The organism is Mycoplana sp. 10N416 (genome assembly GCF_056394765.1).
This window is the reverse complement of record NZ_JBFTIM010000008.1, coordinates 217522-238464: the sequence shown is the minus strand read 5'-3', so window position 1 is coordinate 238464 and position 20943 is coordinate 217522. Positions and strand designations below refer to the sequence as shown.

Sequence of the window (20943 nt, the reverse complement as noted above, 5' to 3'; positions counted from 1 at the left end):
TGCCGGACTTGATCCGGCATCCAGCCACGGCGCGTCTGCGCCGTGAATGACTAAGCTTCGCACGATTTCTTTTGAGTCTCCCGCGCGATGGACATCGCGCGCTGGATGCCGGATCAAGTCCGGCATGACGGAGGAAAAGGGACGGCGTGGGACTGGTTACCGCCCCGGCCGGCCCGTCTTGCCCGTCGTCTTTGCCTTGCGTGCCTGCTCGGCCGGGTCCTCGTAGGAGCCGACGCCGATCTTGCCGCGGACGACGGGTTTTTCCGGGATCGTGCCGGCAACCGGCTTTTCGGTGCGGCCGACGGTCATCTCGTCGAGGGTGTTCTTTCGGAACAGCGAGGTGCCGGCCGGGACTTCGGTGTCGGTGCCCGGACCCATGTTGTCGAGCGAGGGCTTCTGGAAGAGAGAGCCTGAGGACGATTTCGCCGAGGTTTTCCCCCCGCTGCGCTCCTGGCTCCTTGCCTCTTCCCGTGCCATCGGGTCGTCCATGACCGCCAGTTCGGCGGCCTTGAGGCGCTTGATCTCGTCGCGGATGCGGGCGGCCTTTTCGAAGTCGAGGTCGGCGGCGGCGTCGCGCATGGCCTTTTCCAGGGCGTCGAGATGGGCCTGCAGGTTGTTGCCGACGAGGTGGCCTTCCTCGGCAAACCCCTTGCCGCCGACGCCGGAAATGTCGGCGCGGACGTGGTCGCGCTCGTAGACGCTGTCGAGGATGTCGGAGATTCTTGCCTTCACCGATTCCGGCGTGATGCCGTGCTCGGCATTGTAGAGCATCTGCTTCTCGCGGCGGCGGCTGGTCTCCTCCATGGCGCGCTGCATCGAGCCGGTGACCTGGTCGGCATAGAGGATCACCTTGCCGTCGACGTTGCGGGCGGCGCGGCCGATGGTCTGGATCAGCGAGGTTTCCGAGCGCAAAAACCCTTCCTTGTCGGCGTCGAGGATGGCGACGAAGCCGCATTCGGGAATGTCGAGGCCCTCGCGCAACAGGTTGATGCCGACGAGGACGTCGAAGGCGCCCAGGCGCAGATCGCGAATGATCTCGATGCGCTCCAGCGTGTCGATGTCGCTGTGCATGTAGCGGACGCGCACGCCCTGCTCGTGCAGGTATTCGGTGAGGTCCTCGGCCATGCGCTTGGTCAGCACGGTGACAAGGGTGCGGTAGCCGGCCTGCGCGGTGTCGCGGATCTCGCCCAGCACGTCGTCGACCTGGGTTTTGGCCGAGCGGACCTCGACTGGCGGGTCGATCAGGCCGGTCGGGCGGATCACCTGTTCGGCGAAGACGCCGCCGGCCTCTTCCATCTCCCAGCCGCCGGGGGTGGCGGAGACGGCGATCGTGTCCGGGCGCATCGCGTCCCATTCCTCGAAGCGCAAGGGGCGGTTGTCCATGCAGGAGGGCAGGCGGAAGCCGTATTCGGCCAGCGTCGCCTTGCGGCGGAAGTCGCCGCGGTACATGCCGCCGATCTGCGGGATGGTGACGTGGCTCTCGTCGATGAAGACCAGCGCGTTGTCGGGGATGTATTCGAACATCGTCGGCGGCGGCTCGCCCGGCTTGCGGCCGGTGAGGTAGCGCGAATAGTTCTCGATGCCGGCGCAGGAGCCGGTCGCCTCCAGCATCTCCAGGTCGTAGCGGGTGCGCTGCTCGAGGCGCTGCGCCTCCAGCAGGCGGCCGGCCTTCTCCAGTTCCTCGAGGCGGAATTTCAGCTCCTCCTTGATCGACTTGATGGCGGCGTTCAGCGTCGGGCGCGGCGTGACGTAGTGCGAGTTGGCGTAGATTTTTACCGATTTCAGGTCGCCGGTCTTCTGGCCGGTCAGCGGGTCGAACTCGGTGATCGCGTCGATCTCGTCGCCGAACATGCTGATGCGCCAGGCGGCGTCCTCAAGGTGGGCCGGGAAGATCTCGATGGTGTCACCGCGGACGCGAAACGAGCCGCGGACGAAGTTGATATCCTGGCGCTTGTACTGCTGGGCGACGAGGTCGGCGAGCAGCTGGCGCTGGTCGAGGCGGTCGCCGACGCTCATCTGGAAGGTCATGGCGGTATAGGTCTCGACCGAGCCGATACCGTAGATGCAGGAGACCGAGGCGACGATGATGCAGTCGTCGCGCTCGAGGATGGCGCGCGTGGCGGCGTGGCGCATCCGGTCGATCTGCTCGTTGATCGAGGAATCCTTCTCGATATAGGTGTCCGAGCGCGGCACGTAGGCCTCGGGCTGGTAGTAGTCGTAGTAGGAGACGAAGTACTCGACGGCGTTGTCGGGGAAGAAGTTCTTGAACTCGGAATAGAGCTGGGCGGCGAGCGTCTTGTTCGGCGCGAGGATCAGCGCCGGGCGCTGCGTCGCCTCGATCACCTTGGCCATGGTGAAGGTCTTGCCGGAGCCGGTGACGCCGAGCAGGACCTGGCTGCGCTCGCCGCTGTTCAGGCCCTCGACGAGGTCGTTGATGGCGGTCGGCTGGTCGCCGGCGGGCTGGTAGTCGGAGACCATGCGGATCTCGATGCCGCCCTCCGACTTTTCCGGCCGGGCCGGGCGGTGCGGCGTCCAGATCTCGCCGTTCTTGTGCAGCGGGTTGCCGGATTCGATTAGCTTGGACAGGGCCTCGACGGTGGCGGTCACCGCGGAGGCGGCGTTCAGCGAGGAGGCATCCTCCAGGGCGACGTCGAGGCCGGCGACCGGGTTGAGGCCGGCGGCGGCGCGTGTCTTCGGGTCGGAGGAGGCGCCGATGGAGACGCCGCGGGCGGTTTTTGTTGCGCTGACCTTGTCGGCGCCCTGCTTGCGGCCGCCGGTTGATTTCTCCAGCGCCACCTTCTCGGCGTGCTGACGGGCGGCGTTCTCGACCTTCTTGCGGTGCTTGCCGGCCTTGGAGGCGACCTCGCGCTGGCTCTCGATCGCCGAGGCCTCGGCGTCGGCCTCAAGCTGCCGCACCCAGTCGGAGACGCTGCCGGAAAGCGGCGCGCCTTCGAAGTCGGACTGCGGGGCTTCCTCGAAACCATCAGGGGCGGGGGATTTCTTCGTCGATCTGGCCATGACGGGAATATGGAGAGAGTCCGTTGGAAAGGAAAGGGGCGGTGAGTACAAAACAGAAACGAATTGGGCCGTGCAGATCGTTGATCGGCTGTCGTTTGGATGCGGATCGCGTTGCGCCGCATCACGGGTCCAGATCGAACGGGTCGCCGCCCCAAGGCCGTCAACCATCTTTGCAAACTTCGCCGGGTCCGGCTTGTCATCTCGAAGTCGTGAGGGCTATCAGGTGCGTTGATGTCGAGCAGCCATGGGCAGAAGCGCACAAGCTGCCGCTGCACGACTGAGGCATGGAATGAGCATTCGAACAGACAGCCGCGTCATGTGGGTCGATGCCGCGCGGGGCGCCGGCATCGTTCTCGTTACCTTCGGGCATGTCTGGCGGGGTCTGGACGGGGCGGGGCTTATTTCGGACGCCCCCCTATTTCAATCCGTCGATGCGGCGATCTACCTGTTTCACATGCCGCTGTTCTTTTTCGTGTCGGGACTGTTTTTCGAGCAATCGGTGCGCCGGGCAGGGATCGTCCCGTCGCTTTGGCAGCGTGTCGAGACGCTGCTCTACCCGCTTCTGATCTGGTCCTGGGTTACGGCTGGATTTCTGATACTTGCCGGATCGTTGACGAACCGTCCGCCGATCTCGCTGACGGAAGCGCTTCTCTACCCGTTCCCACCGAAGGATATTTTCTGGTTCCTGTGGTCGCTGTTCTTCATACAGACCCTGGCATCGTTGTTCGCCACCGCAAGGACGGTCCACGTGCTGGCGGTTTTCGCGGCCAGCTTTGCGTTGCTTCTGGCACTGGATGTCTGGCCGTTCCCTCGACTGGAATTCGTGACCGACAACCTTTCCTTCTTTCTCGCAGGCGTCTTGCTCACGCGCAGCGGCAACATCCGCTTCGGCCTCGGGGCGGCTTCCGGTCCGGTGGCGCTCCTGGCATTCATCGCCTGCGAGGTGTGGGCGACCCACAACTGGTCGCTGCTCGGCACGGCGCCGGCCTACCTGTTCGGGCTGATTGCGACGCTCTCGTTCTGTTCCTTCATCGCCTGGGTCGCCGCGTTGGCACCCGTCTCGATCGTGACGCCCATGTCCTTCCTTGGGCGCGCGTCGATCGCCATCTACGTCACGCACGTGATCCCGCTCGCCGCCGTTCGCATCATTCTGGTGAAGCTTGGCATCGGTTCACTTCCTGTTCACATCCTGCTCGGTACGGTTGCAGGCGTTGTTCCGGGTGCCTTGATATACTTGCTGCTGAAGAGGTGGGCGCTTCTCCGCTGGTTCGGCCTGGGCCGGGACAGAACAAAGGCTGCGGAACGACCTTCGCCGCCATCCGGTGAGCCGCGAGCGGCTTGACGGGATGGTCCGGCGAGCTAAGGAAGGGCTGCGCGCCGAACAAGGAATCGCCGATGCCATTTGGACTGAACCCTGCGGCCGTCTGGCCGATCGTCCTCCTCTGCCTGTCCAACGTCTTCATGACCTTCGCCTGGTACGGCCATCTCAAGGTCAAGTCGTCGCCGCTATATATCGTCGTTCTCGCCAGCTGGACGATCGCCTTCTTCGAGTACTGTCTGGCTGTGCCGGCGAACCGGATCGGCCACCAGGTCTATTCAGCGGCACAGTTGAAGACGATCCAGGAGGTTATCACGCTCATCATATTCGCCGGCTTTTCGGTGTTCTGGCTGAAAGAAAGCCTGAGCTGGAACCATTTGATCGGCTTCACGCTGATCGCGGCCGGTGCCGCCTTCGTGTTCAAAGCATAGGACCGGCGACGAGCGCGGCACATTCTGCTATAGCGGGTCGCTGACTGGGTGAGAGCAATGAGCATTTCTTTCGGCACAATGGCGGCGCGCCGCTTTGGTTACGGACTGAGGTCCGGCGAGGTGCCACCGCAAAACGTGGACAAACTGATCCAGCAGGTCAATCGGGGTGTGGGAGAGGTCTGTCCGTTCCCCTACGACGGCATCGCTGGCCGGCGCGCCAGTTTCCAGCAGTTTCGCCTTCTGGCCGAGATTGACAGGGAGGCGCGCAAGAACGGTACCGTCCGCAAGGTCGGCGGTCGGCCGGTCAATCTCTACCAGATCGGCCGGACTGCGGCGTTTCTGCGCGACCAGCATCTCAAGGTCCAGCACGCCGTCTCCTCGCCGAACGGCTTCTACGAACGGCTCGTGTCCTTCTGGAGCGACCATTTCGCCATCAGCGCCATCAAGGCACCGAACATGCGTTTCCTCGTGGCGCTCTATGAAGCCGAGGCGCTGCGACCCAACCTGGCAGGGTCATTCGAGCAGTTGCTTCGCGCCGCGGTGCTGCATCCGGCGATGCTTATCTATCTCGACCAGTCAAAGTCGATCGGGCCGAATTCGCCCTTTGGGACAAAAAAGGGCCGGGGTCTGAACGAGAATCTCGCCCGCGAGTTGATCGAACTGCACACCATGGGCGCAGGCAGCGGCTATACGCAGGACGACGTGCGCGCCGCGGCGTATGTCCTGACCGGCCTCGACTTCGAACCCTGGGTATTCGAAACGCGCTATCGACCGAACCGGGCAGAGCCTGGTGTCCATCATGTGCTGGGACGCGGCTATGGCGGCGAGGTCCGGAGCCTCGACGACGTGAACGCGCTGCTTGCCGATCTGGCAGGAAAGCCGGAAACACGCAGACACATCTGCCGCAAGCTGGTCGCCCATTTCGTCACCGAGGATCCGCCCGTTGAGGTCGTGCAGGCCATGGAGACGGCCTGGGAACGAAACGGCGGCAGTCTCGTCGAGGTCTATCGGGCGATGCTGGAGCATCCGCGCAGTTGGGAGCAGGACGGACAAAAGGCGCGGCAACCCTTTGATTTCGTCGTCGCCGGATTGCGAGCGCTCGATGTCCCGGTGGACGCGCTGGAACCACTGCCGGCGGCGGTCGATAAAACGGCGACCGTGGATGGATCGATGATTGCGCCGATGGAGTTGGAGATGGGCCAAACTTTGGTCGCTCCAGCGGACGGGGCAGCGATGGCCGAAACAGACTTGATCGCCGCACCTACCGCCGACGGCAAGATTCCGATCCGCGCAAACCCGCTCACCGTCGGCGTATTGCAGATCCTTGGTCAGCCGCTCTGGCGACCGCCTAGTCCGGCTGGCTGGGACGAAAGTATTTCCACTTGGGTAACGGCAAGTCAGTTGGCCCAGCGCATTGCCTGGATCCGGCGTCTGGTGAAACGCTTTGGCGGGTCGAGCGACCCGCGAGCGCTGCTGCAGGCCGTGCTGGCCGATGCGGCCCGCGACGACACGATCCAGGTGGTGGCGGGCGCGCCGAGCAGGGACGCCGGTCTTTCGTTTGTACTGGCATCACCCGAATTCAACCGGCGCTAAGAACATCCAGCTGTAGAACGCTGCGGCGGCCCCGAAGGAGACGACAATGACGATCGAACTGAGCCGCCGCTCCTTCCTCGCGGGCGCTTGCTGCCTCGCCGCGTCGCCGCTTGCGACACCGGTGAGTTTTGCCGCGGTTCCGGGAGACAATAGACTGGTGACGATCGTGCTGCGCGGCGCGATGGACGGATTGGCGCTGGTGCAGCCGCACGGCGATCCGGCGCTTCTCCGCCTGCGGCCAAAACTCTCGCTGACGTCTGATCAGGGTCTTATCGATCTCGACGGCTTCTTCGGGCTGCATCCCTTCGCCGCAGAGCTGATGCCGCTCTGGCGCACGAATGAAGTCGGCTTTGTCCATGCGATTTCCACACCCTACCGCTCCGGCCGCAGCCATTTCGACGGACAGGACATGCTGGAAAGCGGCGGCGCCGCGGTACAGGAGGAGCGGACCGGCTGGTTGAACCGGGCCATCGCCACCATTCCGCGCAGTTCCGAGCGCAAGGCGATCGACGTCAACACAACGTCGGAGCTCATCCTGACCGGCCCCAATCCGGTCGATGTCTGGTCGCCACGCGCCGATCTGAAACTTGGTCTCGATGAGCAGGCCTTCTTCCAGCGGCTCTACCGCAACGATCCGGCCTTTTCGACTGCGATGAGCGAGGCGGTGGAGGCCGACATGTTTTCCGATGGCATCTTTGCCGGCGAGAAGCGCGGCACGGGTGTCGCCGACGTGGCGAAGCTGGCGGCTGGAATGCTGTCGGGCGAGCATCGGATCGCCAGCTTTTCCATCAACGGATGGGACACGCATGTCGGCCAAGACAAGACATTCAAGCGGCCGGTGACGGACTTGTGCACTGCCATCCTGACGCTGAAGGCGCAGCTTGCCCCGGCCATATGGGAAAAGACGGCTATCCTGGCGATTACGGAATTCGGCCGCACGGCTCGGGAGAACGGTTCCAACGGCACCGACCATGGCACGGGCGGGCTGGCGATCCTGGCCGGCGGCGCGGTCGCCGGCGGTAAGGTGCATGGGGTCTGGCCGACGCTGAAGGAGGGTAGCCTGCTGGACGATCGCGACCTTGCGCCGACGACGGACCTGCGCCAACTGGCGGCGGCGATGCTCTACCAACAGTTCGGAATTCCGGCGCATGACCTAGGGAACCGGATCTTTCCGGGCCTGTCGCTCGACACGGGCGCGAGCTTTCTGCACGGCTGACGCTGGCACGCTGCCAATGATCGGAAACCCGTTCGGCTTCGAGACCGCCGGAGCCGAGCGGGGATCGGTGCACAAGTGCAGCGGCGGAATTACTCGGCCGGCACCGGCGTTGGATGGCCTTCGTGGTCGAGGGCAACCATGATGAAGGTCGCGGCCGTTACTTTGTCCAGTTCACCGGTCAGATAGCGTCGTGCCCAGGCTTCCACCTGCAGCGTGATCGAGGTTCGCCCGACCGCGCCTATCTCCGTAAAGACGTTGATCGTGTCACCGATCTTGACTGGCAGCTGGAAGGCCATTTCCTTCACGGCCCGGGTGACGACGCGTCCGTGCGCCCGCTCGGCGGCGCGGATGCCTGCTGCGAGGTCCATCTGCGACATCACCCAGCCGCCGAAGATGTCGCCGGCGGCGTTTGCATCGGCCGGCATGGCGAGGGTACGAAGGGTCAATTGGCCGTGGGGATGTGCGGTTTCGGTCATCGCTGGTATCTCTCCTTCTGAGACTCAACCTCTTAGCCTACTCGCCCGCCGGTCGATATCTGTTTGCGTGACGGCGGCGCCGTTTATCGTCCGTAGTGGTGAGAATATTGCCGGGCGGCGCGAATTCGCATGGGACTTTAGTCGTAAGAGGGGCGGCCAGTCCCGTTGTGACGTTGCTCCTGGACTGATGCCCTTCGCTCAATGACACCGGCGGTATTTTGGGTGCGGGCAGCGCTCTCTCGCCGCAACCGGTTCGAGTCGAGCGCGGTGACGACGGTGCCAATTGGACAGAAGGGTTTGAATCTTCAATCTTTCTAGCCCTGGGAGAAAATCGGCATTTCGATCGGCGGCACCTTCCAGAATGGCGCAAGCGCGCTCCCGTGCCGGGAGAAATCGAGTGCGCGCTGACTGGACGACCTGCTTGCGCGCGGTGTCGGGCCGCAGATGGCTGCCGGACTTGATAATCGTTAGTTCATGCTAATTTAACTGATCGCGGTCGAACGTCCCCGCAAAGCCGGCAGAAAGCAAAATCGGCGAGGGGGCTGCTTGTGAATAGACTCAAGATTTCATTCAGACTGTACCTGCTTGTGGCGTTGGCGCTGGCCGTGTTTTCGGCCGTCTCCGTCTACAGCCTGTTTCATTATCAGGATGCCATGGTGGCGGAACGCAAGTCGAAACTGCGCGCCATGGACGAGAACCTCGTCAAACTGTTCGAGTATTATCATGGCCTGGAGTCCACCGGGGCGCTGACGGCGGAGGAAGCGCAGGCGCGTGCGAAAGAAGCGGTAAAGGCATTGCGCTACGAGGGCAACGGCTACTTCTGGATCAACGACTACAATGCCGGCATCGTCATGCATCCGATCAAGCCGGAGCTCGACAACACCGACCAGTCCGGCATGAAGGACCCGACCGGAAAGTTCATCTTCCAGGAGTTCGCCAAGATCGCGAAGGCGCAGGGCGAGGGCTTCGTCGACTACTATTGGCCGAAGCCGGGCGCGGACGAGCCGGTGCTGAAATATTCGCATGTCGCCGGATTTGCGCCCTGGGGCTGGGTGGTCGGAACGGGCGTCTACGCGGATGACCTGGCGGCGATGTTCCGCAGCAATGCGGTCTCGATGGCCGGCATGCTGGCGCTCGGGGCGGCGGCGATCGTGCTGGTGGCGTTTGCAATCGTGCGCAGCGTCGTGCGGCCAATCGCACGGCTGAAGGCTGCGATGCAGGCGATCGCCGAGGAGGACGTGTCCAGCGACATCCCGGAAACGGGTCGGCGCGACGAGATCGGAGAGATGGCCAAGGTGGTGTCGGTGTTGCGCGATACCGTCCGCGAGCGCGCCGAGTTGCGCATCCGCGAAGGCGAGCAGCAGCGGCACCTCGATGCCGAGCGCAGCGAAGTCGAGCGCCGCCAGAGGGATGTCAGTCAAACGCAGGCCGACGCGATGGACACCGTCGGCGCGGCCCTGGAGCGGCTGGCGAGCGGCGACCTTTCCGCCACCATCGGTGCTATTTCGCCCGAGTACGCCAAGCTCCGGGACGACTTCAACCAGGCGGCGCGGGCGCTCGACGAGGTGATCGGCGCGATTGCTCATTCGACCGATGTCGTGCACGGCAGCGCCGGCGGGATCGCGGAAGCGGCGGGCAACCTTTCTCACCGCACCGAACAGCAGGCGGCGTCGCTGGAGGAAACGGCGGCCGCACTCGACGAGATCACCGCCGCCGTCCGCAGCGCGTCCGACAGGGCCGGCGAGGCCAGCCGGATGGTCGCGCAGACGAAGGAAAGTGCGGGGCGTTCGGGCGCGATCGTTCGGGATGCCGTCTCGGCCATGGGACGGATCGAGGAGGCATCCAATCGGATTGGCCAGATCATCGGCGTGATCGATGAGATCGCCTTCCAGACCAACCTGCTGGCGTTGAACGCCGGTGTCGAAGCCGCCCGCGCCGGCGAGGCGGGCAGGGGCTTTGCGGTCGTGGCGCAGGAGGTGCGCGAACTGGCGCAGCGTTCGGCCAATGCCGCCAAGGAGATCAAGGGGTTGATCAGCAATTCGGCGACGGAGGTCGGCAATGGCGTGGCGCTCGTGCGCTCGACCGGCGAGGCCCTCACCGAGATCGAGCAACTGGTCAACCAGGTGAACGATCAGGTGCAATCAATCGCCACGGCCGCACGCGAGCAGGCGGTCGGCCTCGCCGAGGTCAACACTGCCGTCAACCAGATGGACCAGATGACCCAGCAGAACGCGGCAATGGTGGAGGAAACCAACGCCGCCGGCCAAACGCTGACGCAGGAGAGCAACCAGTTGAGGGTGCTGCTGCAAAACTTCCAGCTTTCGTCGCAGCCGGCGATGCGGCGCGCGCGGGCGGCCTGAGACTACAGAAAGACGATCGGAGAGGGCTTGCCCCGGCGTTTACGCCGGGGCTTTTTTCTTGCTGTCCCGGAAAGCCCCACCGATCCCGGCGGGGCGCTGCGAAACCGTTCATTTACCTTATCGACCTAATCTTTCCTTGTTTTGCAGCGGCCTGGCCCTGCCGGCATCCGTTCGCAGATTTCCTCCCGAATGCGAACACATGGGCATCGCACCATGCCGGGATACGCACGCGGGAACGGTCATGAGTATTGCGTCTGCCTTTTGCTCCCGGATGCCGATGGTCGTGCTGACGGCGATGGTCGTGGCCGGCTGTTCCGGCGATCTGCTGCCGTCGGCCAGCATTGACGGCGAGAACACGGTGAATGCCATCAGGCCGAGCCAGGATGTCGGGCAAGGGCGCGCCATGCGCGCCGCCGGTTCGAGTTCTACCGGCTATCCGGCCGGCGATGCGCCGCTCACGACCGCGGGCGGAAACGCTTATCCCGTGGAAGCCGGTCCCATGGCCTCGCAGCCGGACGGCAGGTTGCCGATGATCGACAGCGACGACGCACTCGGTGCGTCGCAAGCGTCCGCAGCGGGGGGAACGCTGCGCCTGCCGGACGAAGGCGTGAACATGGACGCCGGTCTCGGGGTGCAGCCGATCCAGGGCTTGGCCGAGGCGCAGGCCGCAGAAATCGCCGAAGGCAACGCCACCCAAGTGGTGGTCGACGGTATCGGAACGGACGCGCCGCAACAGCTCGGCCAACCGGTATCGATGCCGATGACGGAGGCGGCCACCGAGGTCGGGCGTTCGGCGCCGGGCCGACGTGCCGCGCCGGTTGAAGAGGAACAGAAGGTCGCCTTTATCCCGCGGTTCAACGATCCGATGGCGGTGCCGGAGGCGCAAGGCGGCATGCCGGCCTCCGAAAAGGCCTGTCGGCAGCGGCTGCAGCGGCTGGGGGTGCAGTTCCGGGACATTCCGACGATCTCGAAAAACCGTTCCTGCGGCATTCCTTATCCGATCGAGCTGCAGGGGCTCTCCGGCGGGATCCAGATCCGGCCGGCAGCGCAGGTGAACTGCCAGATCACAGAAGCCTTCGCCAAGTGGGTGAAGAACGAACTCGCGCCATCGGCGCGCCTGCGCTACCTCTCCGGCGTGCGGTCGATCCACCAGATGTCGTCCTATTCCTGCCGGACGATGAACTCGCAGAGCGGTGCGGCGATGTCGGAACACGCCAAAGGCAACGCGATCGACGTCGGCAAGATCGTGCTGAACAACGGCAAGGAGATCCTGATCCGCAAAAAGGGTTTCTTTGCCTTCCGTGAAAAGGGTCTGTTGAAGGCGGTGCGCACCGACAGCTGCAAGTACTTCACTACTGTACTGGGCCCCGGCAGCGACCGCTTCCACAAGGACCATTTTCACTTCGACCTGCGGATGCGGAAATCCGGCTATCGGCATTGCAGCCTGTAGGCGCATAGACAAGGCCGGCGCGGAGGCTGGCTGAAGCAGGCGCGACCGGCAAAGCAAGGCACTGTCCGGTCACCAGGGCGTGCGTGCTTGGCATTCTGGCGGACGTTCATCCATCCGATCGGCTCCGCGCAGGGGCGGGCGGTTTCGCAGTCATTGCGAGTGGCGGCATGGGGCGATTGGGTTGCAACGCCTGCGTGCCTCGATCGAGGCAGTGGTTGATCTTCCTTGCCGTTTCATGACAGTTGCGGCCTCCGCCCGACTCCCACCTGAGTCCCGCCGCCTGTCTGGAGCCGCCATGCCGCCCGTCACCGATCTCATTGTGTTTGCCCTCGCGCTCGCCGCGGCGGGCGTCGTCTCGGGCCTGCTGGCCGGCATCTTCGGCATCGGCGGCGGGGCGATCCTGGTGCCGGTGTTTTACCAGGTGTTCGGCTATCTCGACGTGCCGGAGGCGGTGCGCATGCACCTGTCGGTCGGCACCTCGATCGCGATCATCGTGCCGACCTCGCTTCGTTCGTTCACCTCTCACCGCAAGCGCGGTGCGGTCGACATCGACCTGCTCAAGGGCTGGATCGTGGCGCTGCCGCTTGGCGCGATCCTCGCCTCGGTGATCGCCGCCATGATCTCGAGCGTCGGGTTGCGGCTGATCTTCGTCGTCATCTCGCTTGGGGTTGCCGCACGCATGCTGTTGGACCAGCCGCATTGGCGGCTCGGCAAGGATCTGCCGCCCAATCCGTGGAAGTGGATCGCCGGCGTCGTCATCGGCACGCTCTCCGGGCTGATGGGGATCGGCGGCGGCGTGCTGAACAACACCTTCATGACGATGTACGGTCGATCGATCCACCAGGCGGTGGCGACCTCGTCGGGCGTCGGCGTTCTGATCTCGATTCCCGGTATCTTCGGCTACATCTGGGCCGGCTGGGGCGCGCCGGGCCTGCCGCCGCTGTCGACCGGCTTCATCAACTGGATCGCCGTGGCGCTGATCATTCCGATCGCCCTCGTCGTAACCCCCTATGGGGTGAAGATGGCGCATGCGATGAGCAAGCGCCACCTGGAAATGGGATTCGGCATCTTCCTGCTCTTCGTCGGCGCGCGCTTTCTCTACAGCATCTACGGCTGAGATTGCCTTTTCGACAGGAAAGGGATGAAAGTGCGCATCCGAAGTACCACATTGCGCGTTCTTCCTACGGTTTTTCCTTCCGAATGGACTTCTCCATGGCGCCCGTCGTCCGCATCGAAAATCTGACGAAAAGCTATTCCAGTGGATTTCAGGCGCTGAAAGGCGTCAGCCTTGACATCGAGGAGGGTGAGATCCTGGCGTTGCTCGGCCCGAACGGCGCCGGCAAGACGACGATGATCTCGATCGTCTGCGGCATCGTCACGCCGACTAGCGGACGCGTGACGGTCGCCGGCCACGACGTGGTGCGGGATTTTCGCCACACGCGTGAGATCATCGGCCTCGTGCCGCAGGAACTGACGCTCGATGCCTTCGAGACGGTATTCAACACCGTTTCCTTTTCGCGCGGGTTGCACGGCAAGAAGCCGGATCCGGTGCTGATCGAGCGTATCCTTCGCGACCTGTCGCTGTGGGACAAGAAGGACAGCATGCTGCGCCAGCTGTCCGGCGGCATGCGGCGGCGGGTGCTGATCGCCAAGGCGCTGTCCTACGAGCCGAAGATCCTCTTCCTCGACGAGCCGACGGCGGGCGTGGACGTGAGCCTGCGCAAGGAGATGTGGCAACTGGTGGAACGGCTGCGCGCCACCGGCGTGACGATCATCCTCACCACCCACTACATCGAGGAAGCCGAGGAGATTGCCGACCGGATCGGCGTCATCGACAAGGGCGAAATCCTGCTCGTCGAGGACAAGGCGGCGCTCATGCAGAAGCTCGGACGCAAGAAGCTGACGGTGGAACTGGCCGACCCGATCGTGACGGTGCCGGAGGCGCTGGCGCACTACAACCTGTCGCTTGGCGCCGACGGACAAACGCTCGTCTACGACTACGACGCGACGGGCGAGCGGACCGGTATCACCGGCCTGCTGGCGGCCCTTGCCGAGCAGGGGCTGCGACTGAAGGACGTGGCGACGGAGCAGAGTTCGCTCGAGGACATCTTCGTGGAACTGGTGGGAGAGGCGAAATGAACGTCGAGGCGATCAAGTCCATCTACCGGTTCGAGATGGCGCGCACCCGCCGGACGCTGCTGCAGAGCATCGTCTCGCCGGTGGTGTCCACCTCGCTCTACTTCATCGTCTTCGGTGCGGCGATCGGCTCGCGAGTGCAGGAGGTCGGTGGCGTGCCCTATGGCGCCTTCATCGCRCCGGGCCTGATCATGCTGACGCTCTTGAACCAGTGCATCGGCAACGGAGCCTTTGGCATTTACTTCCCGAAGTTCACCGGCACGATCTACGAAATCCTGTCGGCGCCGATCTCGACGGTCGAGATCGTCATCGGCTATGTCGGGGCTGCGGCGACGAAGGGGCTGATCGTCGGCACGATCATCCTTGTGACCGCCTCCCTGTTCGTCGACATCACCATCGCCCATCCCTTCATCATGCTGCTGTTCTTCGTGCTGACGGCGGTGAGCTTCAGCCTGTTCGGCTTCATGATCGGCATCTGGGCGAGGGACTTCGAGCAGTTGAACCTGATCCCGATGCTGGTGATCCCGCCGCTCGTCTTCCTCGGCGGCAGCTTCTACTCGATCGACATGCTGCCGCCGTTCTGGCAGACGGTCAGCCACTTCAACCCGGTGCTCTATCTCGTGTCCGGTTTCCGCTGGAGCTTTTTCGAGATCGCCGACGTCAATCCGGCGCTGAGCCTTGCCGTCGTGGTCGGCTTCCTGGCGGCCTGCCTGTGGGTCACGGCCTGGATCTTCCGGACGGGGTACAAGCTGAAGAACTGAGCAGATCGGCACGGCAACGCGTGCCGGCGCGGCGTCGGATTACAGGCCAATTCCGCCCCTCATCCGCCCTGCCGGGCACCTTCGCCCCGCAGGCGGGGAGAAGGACACGAGCCGCTCCGTGGCCATCCCTTTAGCGACGTTCAGAACCAGCCACGTTCCCTCTCCCCGCATGCGGGGAGAGGGCTAGGGTGAGGGGCGAGGGCCGAAAGTGCGCGCCAAGACCGCTGCACACTTTCGAGCATGTTTAGTCGCGCAGGCGCAGCTCGTTGCCGCGGATCTCGACGGAGCCGAGGCTGCCGAGGAAGGTCATGCCGAGAAGGCTCTGGTCGAGCTTGCCGGGGCCGGCGACCATGGCGCGGACGTTGCGCCGCTCGATCGGGCCGATCGCCAGACTTTCCAGGCGAATGGGCGCGGCGACGCTCATGCCGTTCGCGGTCGACACCATCATGTTGAAGTCGAGCGTTTCCGGCTCCAGCCCCAGCTGTTCGGCGTCGGCGTAGGAGAGGACGACCGAACTGGCGCCGGTGTCCACGAGCATGCTGGTGCGGCGTCCGTCGATCTCCGCCTGGACCTGGAAATGGCCGTTGTCCATCTTGTGCAGAACGAGGATCTGTTCGCCGGAGGCATCGGTGGTGACGACCGCGCGTCCGGGAACGAGGCCGGCGGTCATCCGGCCGGCGACGGATTGCAGGTCGTCGCGGTAGATGTAGCCGGCGACGAAGAGGAGGGCGATCAACAGCCAGAGCGCGGCGTTGCGCAGGTTCTCGCCGAAGCGGCGCCTGCTTGCGAGTATGCCGGTGGCGATGAGTGCGCCGACAGCGGCGAGCTGGACGAGGTGGCCGAACTCGTCGTTGCCAAGGCCGAAGGTGCGCCCGGTCCCGTGGTTCAGGAGAAGCATCGCCAGGCCGAAGCCAAGGATGGCGATGAGAATCCAAAATCTCATGCGTCGCCGCGCTCCCGCGCCATCCGTGAGCGGCGGGTTTCCCGACGCGGCTTGCGCTCTACCGTTGCGAGCCGGGCAGGAAGATCAGCCATGATCGAGCGTCGCTCATCGGAACTGTAAAGGGTCCAGGCGCCGATTTCATCGCGGGTGCGGCCGCAGCCGAAGCAGTAGCCGGTGATGTCGTCGATCGAACAGACGAGGATGCAGGGCGATTCCATCGGGTCTCCAAGTGTCAGCTTCTGTCTATATCGGCCGCTCACAGCGCCAGTGCAAGGGCAGCGAGTGCCGCGATCTCGGCGACCTGCTCGGTCGCTCCGATCGTATCACCGGTGTGGCCGCCGATCTTGTCGCGGACGACATCGGTGAACGCGAATACGGCCGCAGAAAGTGCCAGCGCGGCAGAGGCGATCGCAAGGAAAGGGGCGTTCGGCAGAAGCAGCAGCACCGCAATCGCCGCACCGGAAACGAGGGCCGCCCGGGCGGGGTCCGTTTCCGGTTGTCCGACCGATGCGGCGACGCCGTCCTTGCGGGCCGGCGGCAGTGCCGACCAGTGCCAGACCATGGCAGCCCGGCTCGCGGCGGCGACGGCGAGCAGCATCATGGCCGCGCCGAGCGGCGACAGAACCGGAATGATTGCTGCGAGCGCGGCCGCTCGCAGCCCGAAGGAGAGAATGAGCGCCACCACGCCGTAGGAGCCGACCCTGCTGTCCCTCATGATGGTCAGCGCGCTGTCGCGGTCGCGCCCGCCGCCGAGGCCGTCGGCGGCATCCGATAGGCCGTCTTCGTGCAGCGCGCCCGTCAAAAGCGTCTGCACCGAAAGAACCAGGAGGGCCGAGAGCAGCGATGCGGCGCCGAGGGCCTCGAGGATAGAAAGCAGGACGGCTGCGGGCAGGACGATCAGCAGCCCGGCGACAGGAAACGCCCGGACCGCGCGGCCCAGGCGGCCGTCGTGGCCGTCGAAATGGCGTTGCGGCACGCGAATGCGGGACAGAAAGGCCACGGAGCGGGCCACGTCATCGATGTAGTCGCCAATATCCACCTGCGGCCCTCCAAGCGCCGGCGTACGGGAGGCCCCGCTTCCTCGCAAATCGGGGCAGAGAGGAGACCGGCCGTGCCGTTGTGCAATACTAATGCGCCACTTGCCAGCCCCATCAAGCCTGGGGCGACATGAACGGGCGCAAATGCGGTTGTCGGACTCGTTTGCGATCTCTAATAGAAGGCGCATCCAACCATGCTTTGGAAGCTGAAAACAAGGAATCCTCCAAGATGAGTGCCAGTGGTCTGCCGTTCGATGACTTCCGTGAATTGCTACGCAATCTGCCGGGACCGGATTCGGCGACGCTGGCGGCGGCACGCGACCGCGATGCGCAGCTGACCAAGCCCGCCGGGGCGCTGGGCCGGCTCGAAGAGATCGCCTACTGGCTGGCCGCCTGGACGGGCCGGCCGCCGGCTGTAACGCGGCCGCTCGTGGCGGTCTTTGCCGGCAACCACGGCGTGACGAAGAACGGCATCACGCCGTACCCGTCTTCCGTGACGGCGCAGATGGTGGAGAATTTCGCCGCCGGCGGCGCCGCGATCAACCAGATCTGCATCACCCACGACCTCGGTTTGAAGGTCTTCGACCTCGCGCTCGATTATCCGACGGGCGACATCACCGAAGAAGCGGCCCTGTCCGAGCGCGATTGCGCGGCTACCATGGCCTTCGGCATGGAGGCGGTGGCCGGCGGCACGGACCTTCTGTGCATCGGTGAAATGGGCATCGGCAACACCACGATCGCCGCCGCGATCAACCTTGCGCTCTATGGCGGCACCGCCGCCGACTGGGTCGGCCCCGGCACCGGCTCGGCAGGCGAGGTGCTCCAGCGCAAGATCGCCGCGGTGGAGAAGGCGGTCACCCTGCACCGGGATCACCTGTCCGATCCACTGGAAGTGCTGCGCCGGCTCGGTGGCCGCGAGATCGCCGCGATGGCGGGCGCGATTTTGGCGGCGCGCATGCAGAAGATCCCGGTGATCCTCGACGGCTATGTCTCGACCTGCGCCGGTGCGATTCTCAAGGCGGCCAACCCGTCCGCGCTCGATCATTGCCTGATCGGCCACGTTTCGGCCGAACCCGGACACATGCTGGCGATCGAGAAGCTGGGCAAGACGCCGCTTCTCGCGCTCGGCATGCGGCTCGGCGAAGGCACGGGTGCGGCACTTGCCGCCGGCATCGTCAAGGCGGCCGCTGCCTGCCACTCCGGCATGGCGACGTTCGCTCAGGCCGGTGTCAGCAACCGGGGAGACTGATTGCCCGTTCGAGAGGTCTGTGGTTCGAAGACAGAGGACGGCCCGCGATGACACCGCGGGCCTTTCGTTTGTCGATACGCCACGGCCATGTTTCCGCCACCGAGCGTCAATAAGGGCCCATCCTTCCCGTCCGCAATGCTTTCTTTTCGCTTTGCTGGCATGATGTTACAACGTCGGCGTGCGCGCCGTATCCGCGCGAGCGAGAGAAGAACGATGACCATGGCTGAAGGCAGGATCGACACGAGCCCGGTGAAGAAGGAGACGGGATTGCGTCATCTCTTCGCCGCCGCCAGCTACTCGCTCGGCGGGGCACGGCGCTTGCTCGGCGAGGCGGCCTTCCGGCATGAGCTGATTGCCTTTGCCGTGGTGATGGGCGTCTTCGTCGTCGTCGGGGCGACCTTCTTCCAATTCGTGGCGATGGCGATCCTGTTCTTGCTGATGATGGCCTTCGAGGCGATCAACACGGCGATCGAGGAGATCGTCGACCGGGTGTCGCCGGAAATCTCCGAAATGGGCAAACACGCCAAGGACCTCGGCTCGTTCGCCGTCTTCTGCCTCATAGTCGCGAACGCGGTCTATGCGGCCTATGTGCTGATCGTCTCGCTGATGGCCTGACGAACGGTCCGCTGCGCGCCGCTCAGGCGAAGCTTCTGCGGCGCGGGGCGACGGTCCTGATCTCTTCGACGGGCGGCAGGCTCTGCAGCACGCGCTTGGCGGGCAGGATGGCGATGGCCTCGGTGCCCTCACGCAACTTCGATTTCAGGATGAACTCGCCGTTGTGCTTGGCGAGGATTGCCTGAACGATCGGAAGGCCCAGGCCGGTGCCCTGTTCGGCGCTCTTGATGGCGATCGCGCCCTGGCCAAAGGCGGAAAGCACGATCGGGATTTCCTCCTCGGGAATGCCCGGGCCGTTGTCGCGGATGGAAATGTACTGGCCGCCGCCGGCCGTCCAGCCGACCTTGACCCTGATCTCGCCGCCTTGCGCCGTGAACTTCACCGCATTGGAGAGCAGGTTCAGCACCACCTGGCGAATGGCCTTTTCGTCCGCCCAGACATCGGGCATGTCGTTCTCGAACTGATGGGTGATGGAGATCTTCTTGGTCCGGGCACGGAGCTGCACCATGCCGATGCAGTCGTCGCAGACGTCCACGAGCTGGATCGCCTCCTCGGTCAGGTCGTACTTGCCCGCCTCGATCCGAGAGAGGTCGAGGATTTCGTTGATGAGATTGAGCAGGTGCTTGCCGGACGTGTGGATGTCGGCAGTGTATTCCTTGTAGGTCGGATTGTTCAGCGGGCCGAGGACCTCGGTGGACATGACCTCGGAGAAGCCGAGGATGGCGTTGAGCGGGGTGCGCAACTCGTGGGACATCGAGGCGAGAAAGCGCGACTTCGCGAGGTTGGCCTCCTCAGCCCGGCGGCGCGCTTCGTCCGACATTGACTTTGCCACCTCCAATGCGGCGATCAGGTCGTCCTTCTCGGACTGGAACGACAGCAATTGCGTGCTGGCGCGGCGCATCCGCTGCGTGATGAAGGCGAGAAAGACTAGCGCGACCGAGACGATCGCCGCCATGCCGACGGCGATCGGATCGGGATTTGCGATGGCGGAGAAGGCGAGTGCCGCGATGGATGGCGAGAACGCGTAGAGGAGGGCGTTGCGCAACATCAGCGCGCTCATGGTGGTCATGCAGAGCGCGACGAGCAGGGCGGTGCCCTGGTAGAAATCGAATGCGTTTCCGCCGCAGGAATCGCAGTCCTGCACAGCAAACACGGCCCAGGCGAACCCCATCAGAATTTGGGCCAGCAGGAAATATCGCTGCCAGCGCCGGACTTCGTCGGTGACGAGACCCTTTCGATGCACGTGCCTGGCAAGCAGGACGCCGATCGCATGCAGGCTCAGCGCCAGGATCGCCCAGACGAGATAGGTGGGATTGCGGGTCAGATGCAGACCGATGCCGGTAACGAAAAAGATCAGCAGCGGCATCATCAATGCACCGTTCAGCACGGTCTCGATGTAGAGCACGAGCATCTCGCGCTCGAATGCCGGCGAGGTGCCGCTGCTTGTCTGCAGTCGCTCACGCGTCACGCGAACGGCTCGCGATACAGCCCTGTTTCTGTGGCTGCGCGATCGGTCGACAATGATCTTGTCGGTCGTGGTGCTGGCGGCGGGACCCATGAGCTACGCAAAGATTGTGATCACGGTTGAAGTCTAGGGGGGAATTCTTAAAAAGATACTGCCGGACATTAGCAATTTGCGAACCATTTCGCCGTTATGGGCGATCGTGCGCCGGACCTGCCGAGGGTTGCGGCTGATACGACTAAATACGGCATGTAGGCCGGCCCGGACAGGTCTCGGGTTCACGCGATGTTGAGGGCGGTTCTGGTGCGTAAGCGCATGAAATGGCGCGATGTTGTCGTTGCGCTCGCCATATTGGCGTTGATGGCATTGATCGCCGTGCGGCTGGACAGCCCCTCCGGGAGTGACCTGTTCAGCAGCACCGCCCGCGCCGCCGACGGCGACACACTGACGATGGGCGGACGGCGCATCAGGCTTTCCGGGATGGATGCCCCGGAACTGACGCAACCCTGCAAACGTGACGGCAAGGAGTGGTATTGCGGGGCGGCGGCGCGCGCGCATCTGGCCGAACTGCTTCGCCGCGGCGCGATCACCTGCAGCCCGATCGGTACCGACCGATATGAACGGACATTGGCGCGCTGCCGGGTCGGCGATGACGATCTCGGCGCGCGCATGGTGCGCGATGGCCTTGCAGTTTCCTACGGTGACTACGAGGATGTCGAAGCGATGGCGCGGGCAGAACGCAAGGGGCTGTGGAGCGGCACGTTCGATCGACCCCAGGACTGGCGCCTCCAGCACGGCCGGCCACCGGAGGAGCCGCATGAGTCGGCTGCCGGATACCTTTCGATAGTGTTGCGGCTGATCGGTTTAGAGTAGCGGGA

At 64.4% G+C, this 20943-nt stretch carries 18 protein-coding genes; 12 read left to right on the top strand and 6 right to left on the bottom strand.

Going from position 1 to position 20943, the window contains the following annotated elements:
• Nucleotides 1-156 precede the first annotated feature (156 nt).
• Nucleotides 157-3018, bottom strand: coding sequence for an excinuclease ABC subunit UvrB (uvrB, locus tag AC1DDS_RS17855; RefSeq protein WP_477480111.1), 2862 nt, complete (start codon nucleotides 3016-3018; stop codon nucleotides 157-159).
• Nucleotides 3019-3307: 289 nt separating this feature from the next.
• On the opposite strand from uvrB, the gene AC1DDS_RS17850 reads away from it, so the two are divergent.
• The 4 genes from AC1DDS_RS17850 to AC1DDS_RS17835 are packed head-to-tail and all read left to right on the top strand — an operon-like array spanning nucleotide 3308 to nucleotide 7576.
• Nucleotides 3308-4360, top strand: a complete 1053-nt coding sequence (locus AC1DDS_RS17850; protein ID WP_477480110.1) for an acyltransferase family protein — start codon at nucleotides 3308-3310, stop codon at nucleotides 4358-4360.
• A 53-nt stretch (nucleotides 4361-4413) separates the two neighbouring features.
• Nucleotides 4414-4767, top strand: coding sequence for a DMT family protein (locus AC1DDS_RS17845; RefSeq protein WP_477480109.1), 354 nt, complete (start codon nucleotides 4414-4416; stop codon nucleotides 4765-4767).
• A gap of 57 nt (nucleotides 4768-4824) precedes the next feature.
• The gene (locus AC1DDS_RS17840) at nucleotides 4825-6360 is read left to right on the top strand and encodes a DUF1800 domain-containing protein (RefSeq protein WP_477480108.1); all 1536 of its coding nucleotides are present in this window, start codon (nucleotides 4825-4827) and stop codon (nucleotides 6358-6360) included.
• A gap of 46 nt (nucleotides 6361-6406) precedes the next feature.
• Nucleotides 6407-7576 (top strand): DUF1501 domain-containing protein, encoded by a 1170-nt coding sequence (locus AC1DDS_RS17835; protein WP_477480107.1) that lies wholly within the window; start codon nucleotides 6407-6409, stop codon nucleotides 7574-7576.
• Between the two features lie 89 nt (nucleotides 7577-7665).
• On the opposite strand, the gene AC1DDS_RS17830 is transcribed toward AC1DDS_RS17835, so the two are convergent.
• Nucleotides 7666-8052 carry an acyl-CoA thioesterase gene (locus AC1DDS_RS17830; protein ID WP_477480106.1) on the bottom strand — a complete coding sequence of 129 codons (387 nt, stop codon included), beginning with the start codon at nucleotides 8050-8052 and terminating at the stop codon, nucleotides 7666-7668.
• A gap of 548 nt (nucleotides 8053-8600) precedes the next feature.
• Here AC1DDS_RS17830 and AC1DDS_RS17825 point away from each other — a divergent pair.
• The 5 genes from AC1DDS_RS17825 to AC1DDS_RS17805 all read left to right on the top strand — a co-directional run bounded on the left by AC1DDS_RS17825 (nucleotide 8601) and on the right by AC1DDS_RS17805 (nucleotide 14759).
• Nucleotides 8601-10412 (top strand): methyl-accepting chemotaxis protein, encoded by a 1812-nt coding sequence (locus AC1DDS_RS17825; protein WP_477480105.1) that lies wholly within the window; start codon nucleotides 8601-8603, stop codon nucleotides 10410-10412.
• A gap of 241 nt (nucleotides 10413-10653) precedes the next feature.
• Entirely contained in the window at nucleotides 10654-11862 is a 1209-nt protein-coding gene (locus tag AC1DDS_RS17820) for an extensin-like domain-containing protein (protein WP_477480104.1), read from the top strand.
• A gap of 295 nt (nucleotides 11863-12157) precedes the next feature.
• Entirely contained in the window at nucleotides 12158-12979 is an 822-nt protein-coding gene (locus tag AC1DDS_RS17815; protein WP_477480103.1) for a sulfite exporter TauE/SafE family protein, read from the top strand.
• A gap of 95 nt (nucleotides 12980-13074) precedes the next feature.
• Nucleotides 13075-14001 carry an ABC transporter ATP-binding protein gene (locus AC1DDS_RS17810; RefSeq protein ID WP_477480102.1) on the top strand — a complete coding sequence of 309 codons (927 nt, stop codon included), beginning with the start codon at nucleotides 13075-13077 and terminating at the stop codon, nucleotides 13999-14001.
• Nucleotides 13998-14759, top strand: a complete 762-nt coding sequence (locus AC1DDS_RS17805) for an ABC transporter permease (protein WP_477480101.1) — start codon at nucleotides 13998-14000, stop codon at nucleotides 14757-14759. The genes AC1DDS_RS17810 and AC1DDS_RS17805 overlap by 4 nt, the downstream gene beginning before the upstream one ends.
• A gap of 244 nt (nucleotides 14760-15003) precedes the next feature.
• Here AC1DDS_RS17805 and AC1DDS_RS17800 read toward each other — a convergent pair whose 3' ends face one another.
• From AC1DDS_RS17800 to AC1DDS_RS17790, 3 genes are read right to left on the bottom strand one after another with little or no spacing between them, the layout of a single operon-like run.
• The gene (locus tag AC1DDS_RS17800; protein ID WP_477480100.1) at nucleotides 15004-15702 is read right to left on the bottom strand and encodes a retropepsin-like aspartic protease family protein; all 699 of its coding nucleotides are present in this window, start codon (nucleotides 15700-15702) and stop codon (nucleotides 15004-15006) included.
• Nucleotides 15699-15920: a DUF1289 domain-containing protein gene (locus AC1DDS_RS17795; protein WP_477480099.1), complete on the bottom strand. Its 222-nt coding sequence runs from the start codon at nucleotides 15918-15920 to the stop codon at nucleotides 15699-15701. Before AC1DDS_RS17795 ends, AC1DDS_RS17800 begins: the two co-directional genes overlap by 4 nt.
• Before the next feature lie 38 nt (nucleotides 15921-15958).
• Nucleotides 15959-16741 (bottom strand): adenosylcobinamide-GDP ribazoletransferase, encoded by a 783-nt coding sequence (locus AC1DDS_RS17790; protein ID WP_477480098.1) that lies wholly within the window; start codon nucleotides 16739-16741, stop codon nucleotides 15959-15961.
• Between the two features lie 227 nt (nucleotides 16742-16968).
• Between AC1DDS_RS17790 and cobT the strand changes: the two genes are divergently transcribed.
• Entirely contained in the window at nucleotides 16969-17988 is a 1020-nt protein-coding gene (gene cobT, locus AC1DDS_RS17785) for a nicotinate-nucleotide--dimethylbenzimidazole phosphoribosyltransferase (protein WP_477480097.1), read from the top strand.
• A 213-nt stretch (nucleotides 17989-18201) separates the two neighbouring features.
• Nucleotides 18202-18603 (top strand): diacylglycerol kinase, encoded by a 402-nt coding sequence (locus tag AC1DDS_RS17780; protein ID WP_310421114.1) that lies wholly within the window; start codon nucleotides 18202-18204, stop codon nucleotides 18601-18603.
• Nucleotides 18604-18625: 22 nt separating this feature from the next.
• Here AC1DDS_RS17780 and AC1DDS_RS17775 read toward each other — a convergent pair whose 3' ends face one another.
• Complete coding sequence (locus AC1DDS_RS17775) at nucleotides 18626-20161, bottom strand: sensor histidine kinase (protein ID WP_477480096.1); 1536 nt, start codon at nucleotides 20159-20161, stop codon at nucleotides 18626-18628.
• 219 nt (nucleotides 20162-20380) lie between these two features.
• Between AC1DDS_RS17775 and AC1DDS_RS17770 the strand changes: the two genes are divergently transcribed.
• Nucleotides 20381-20938 (top strand): thermonuclease family protein, encoded by a 558-nt coding sequence (locus AC1DDS_RS17770; RefSeq protein ID WP_477480095.1) that lies wholly within the window; start codon nucleotides 20381-20383, stop codon nucleotides 20936-20938.
• Nucleotides 20939-20943: the final 5 nt, after the last annotated feature.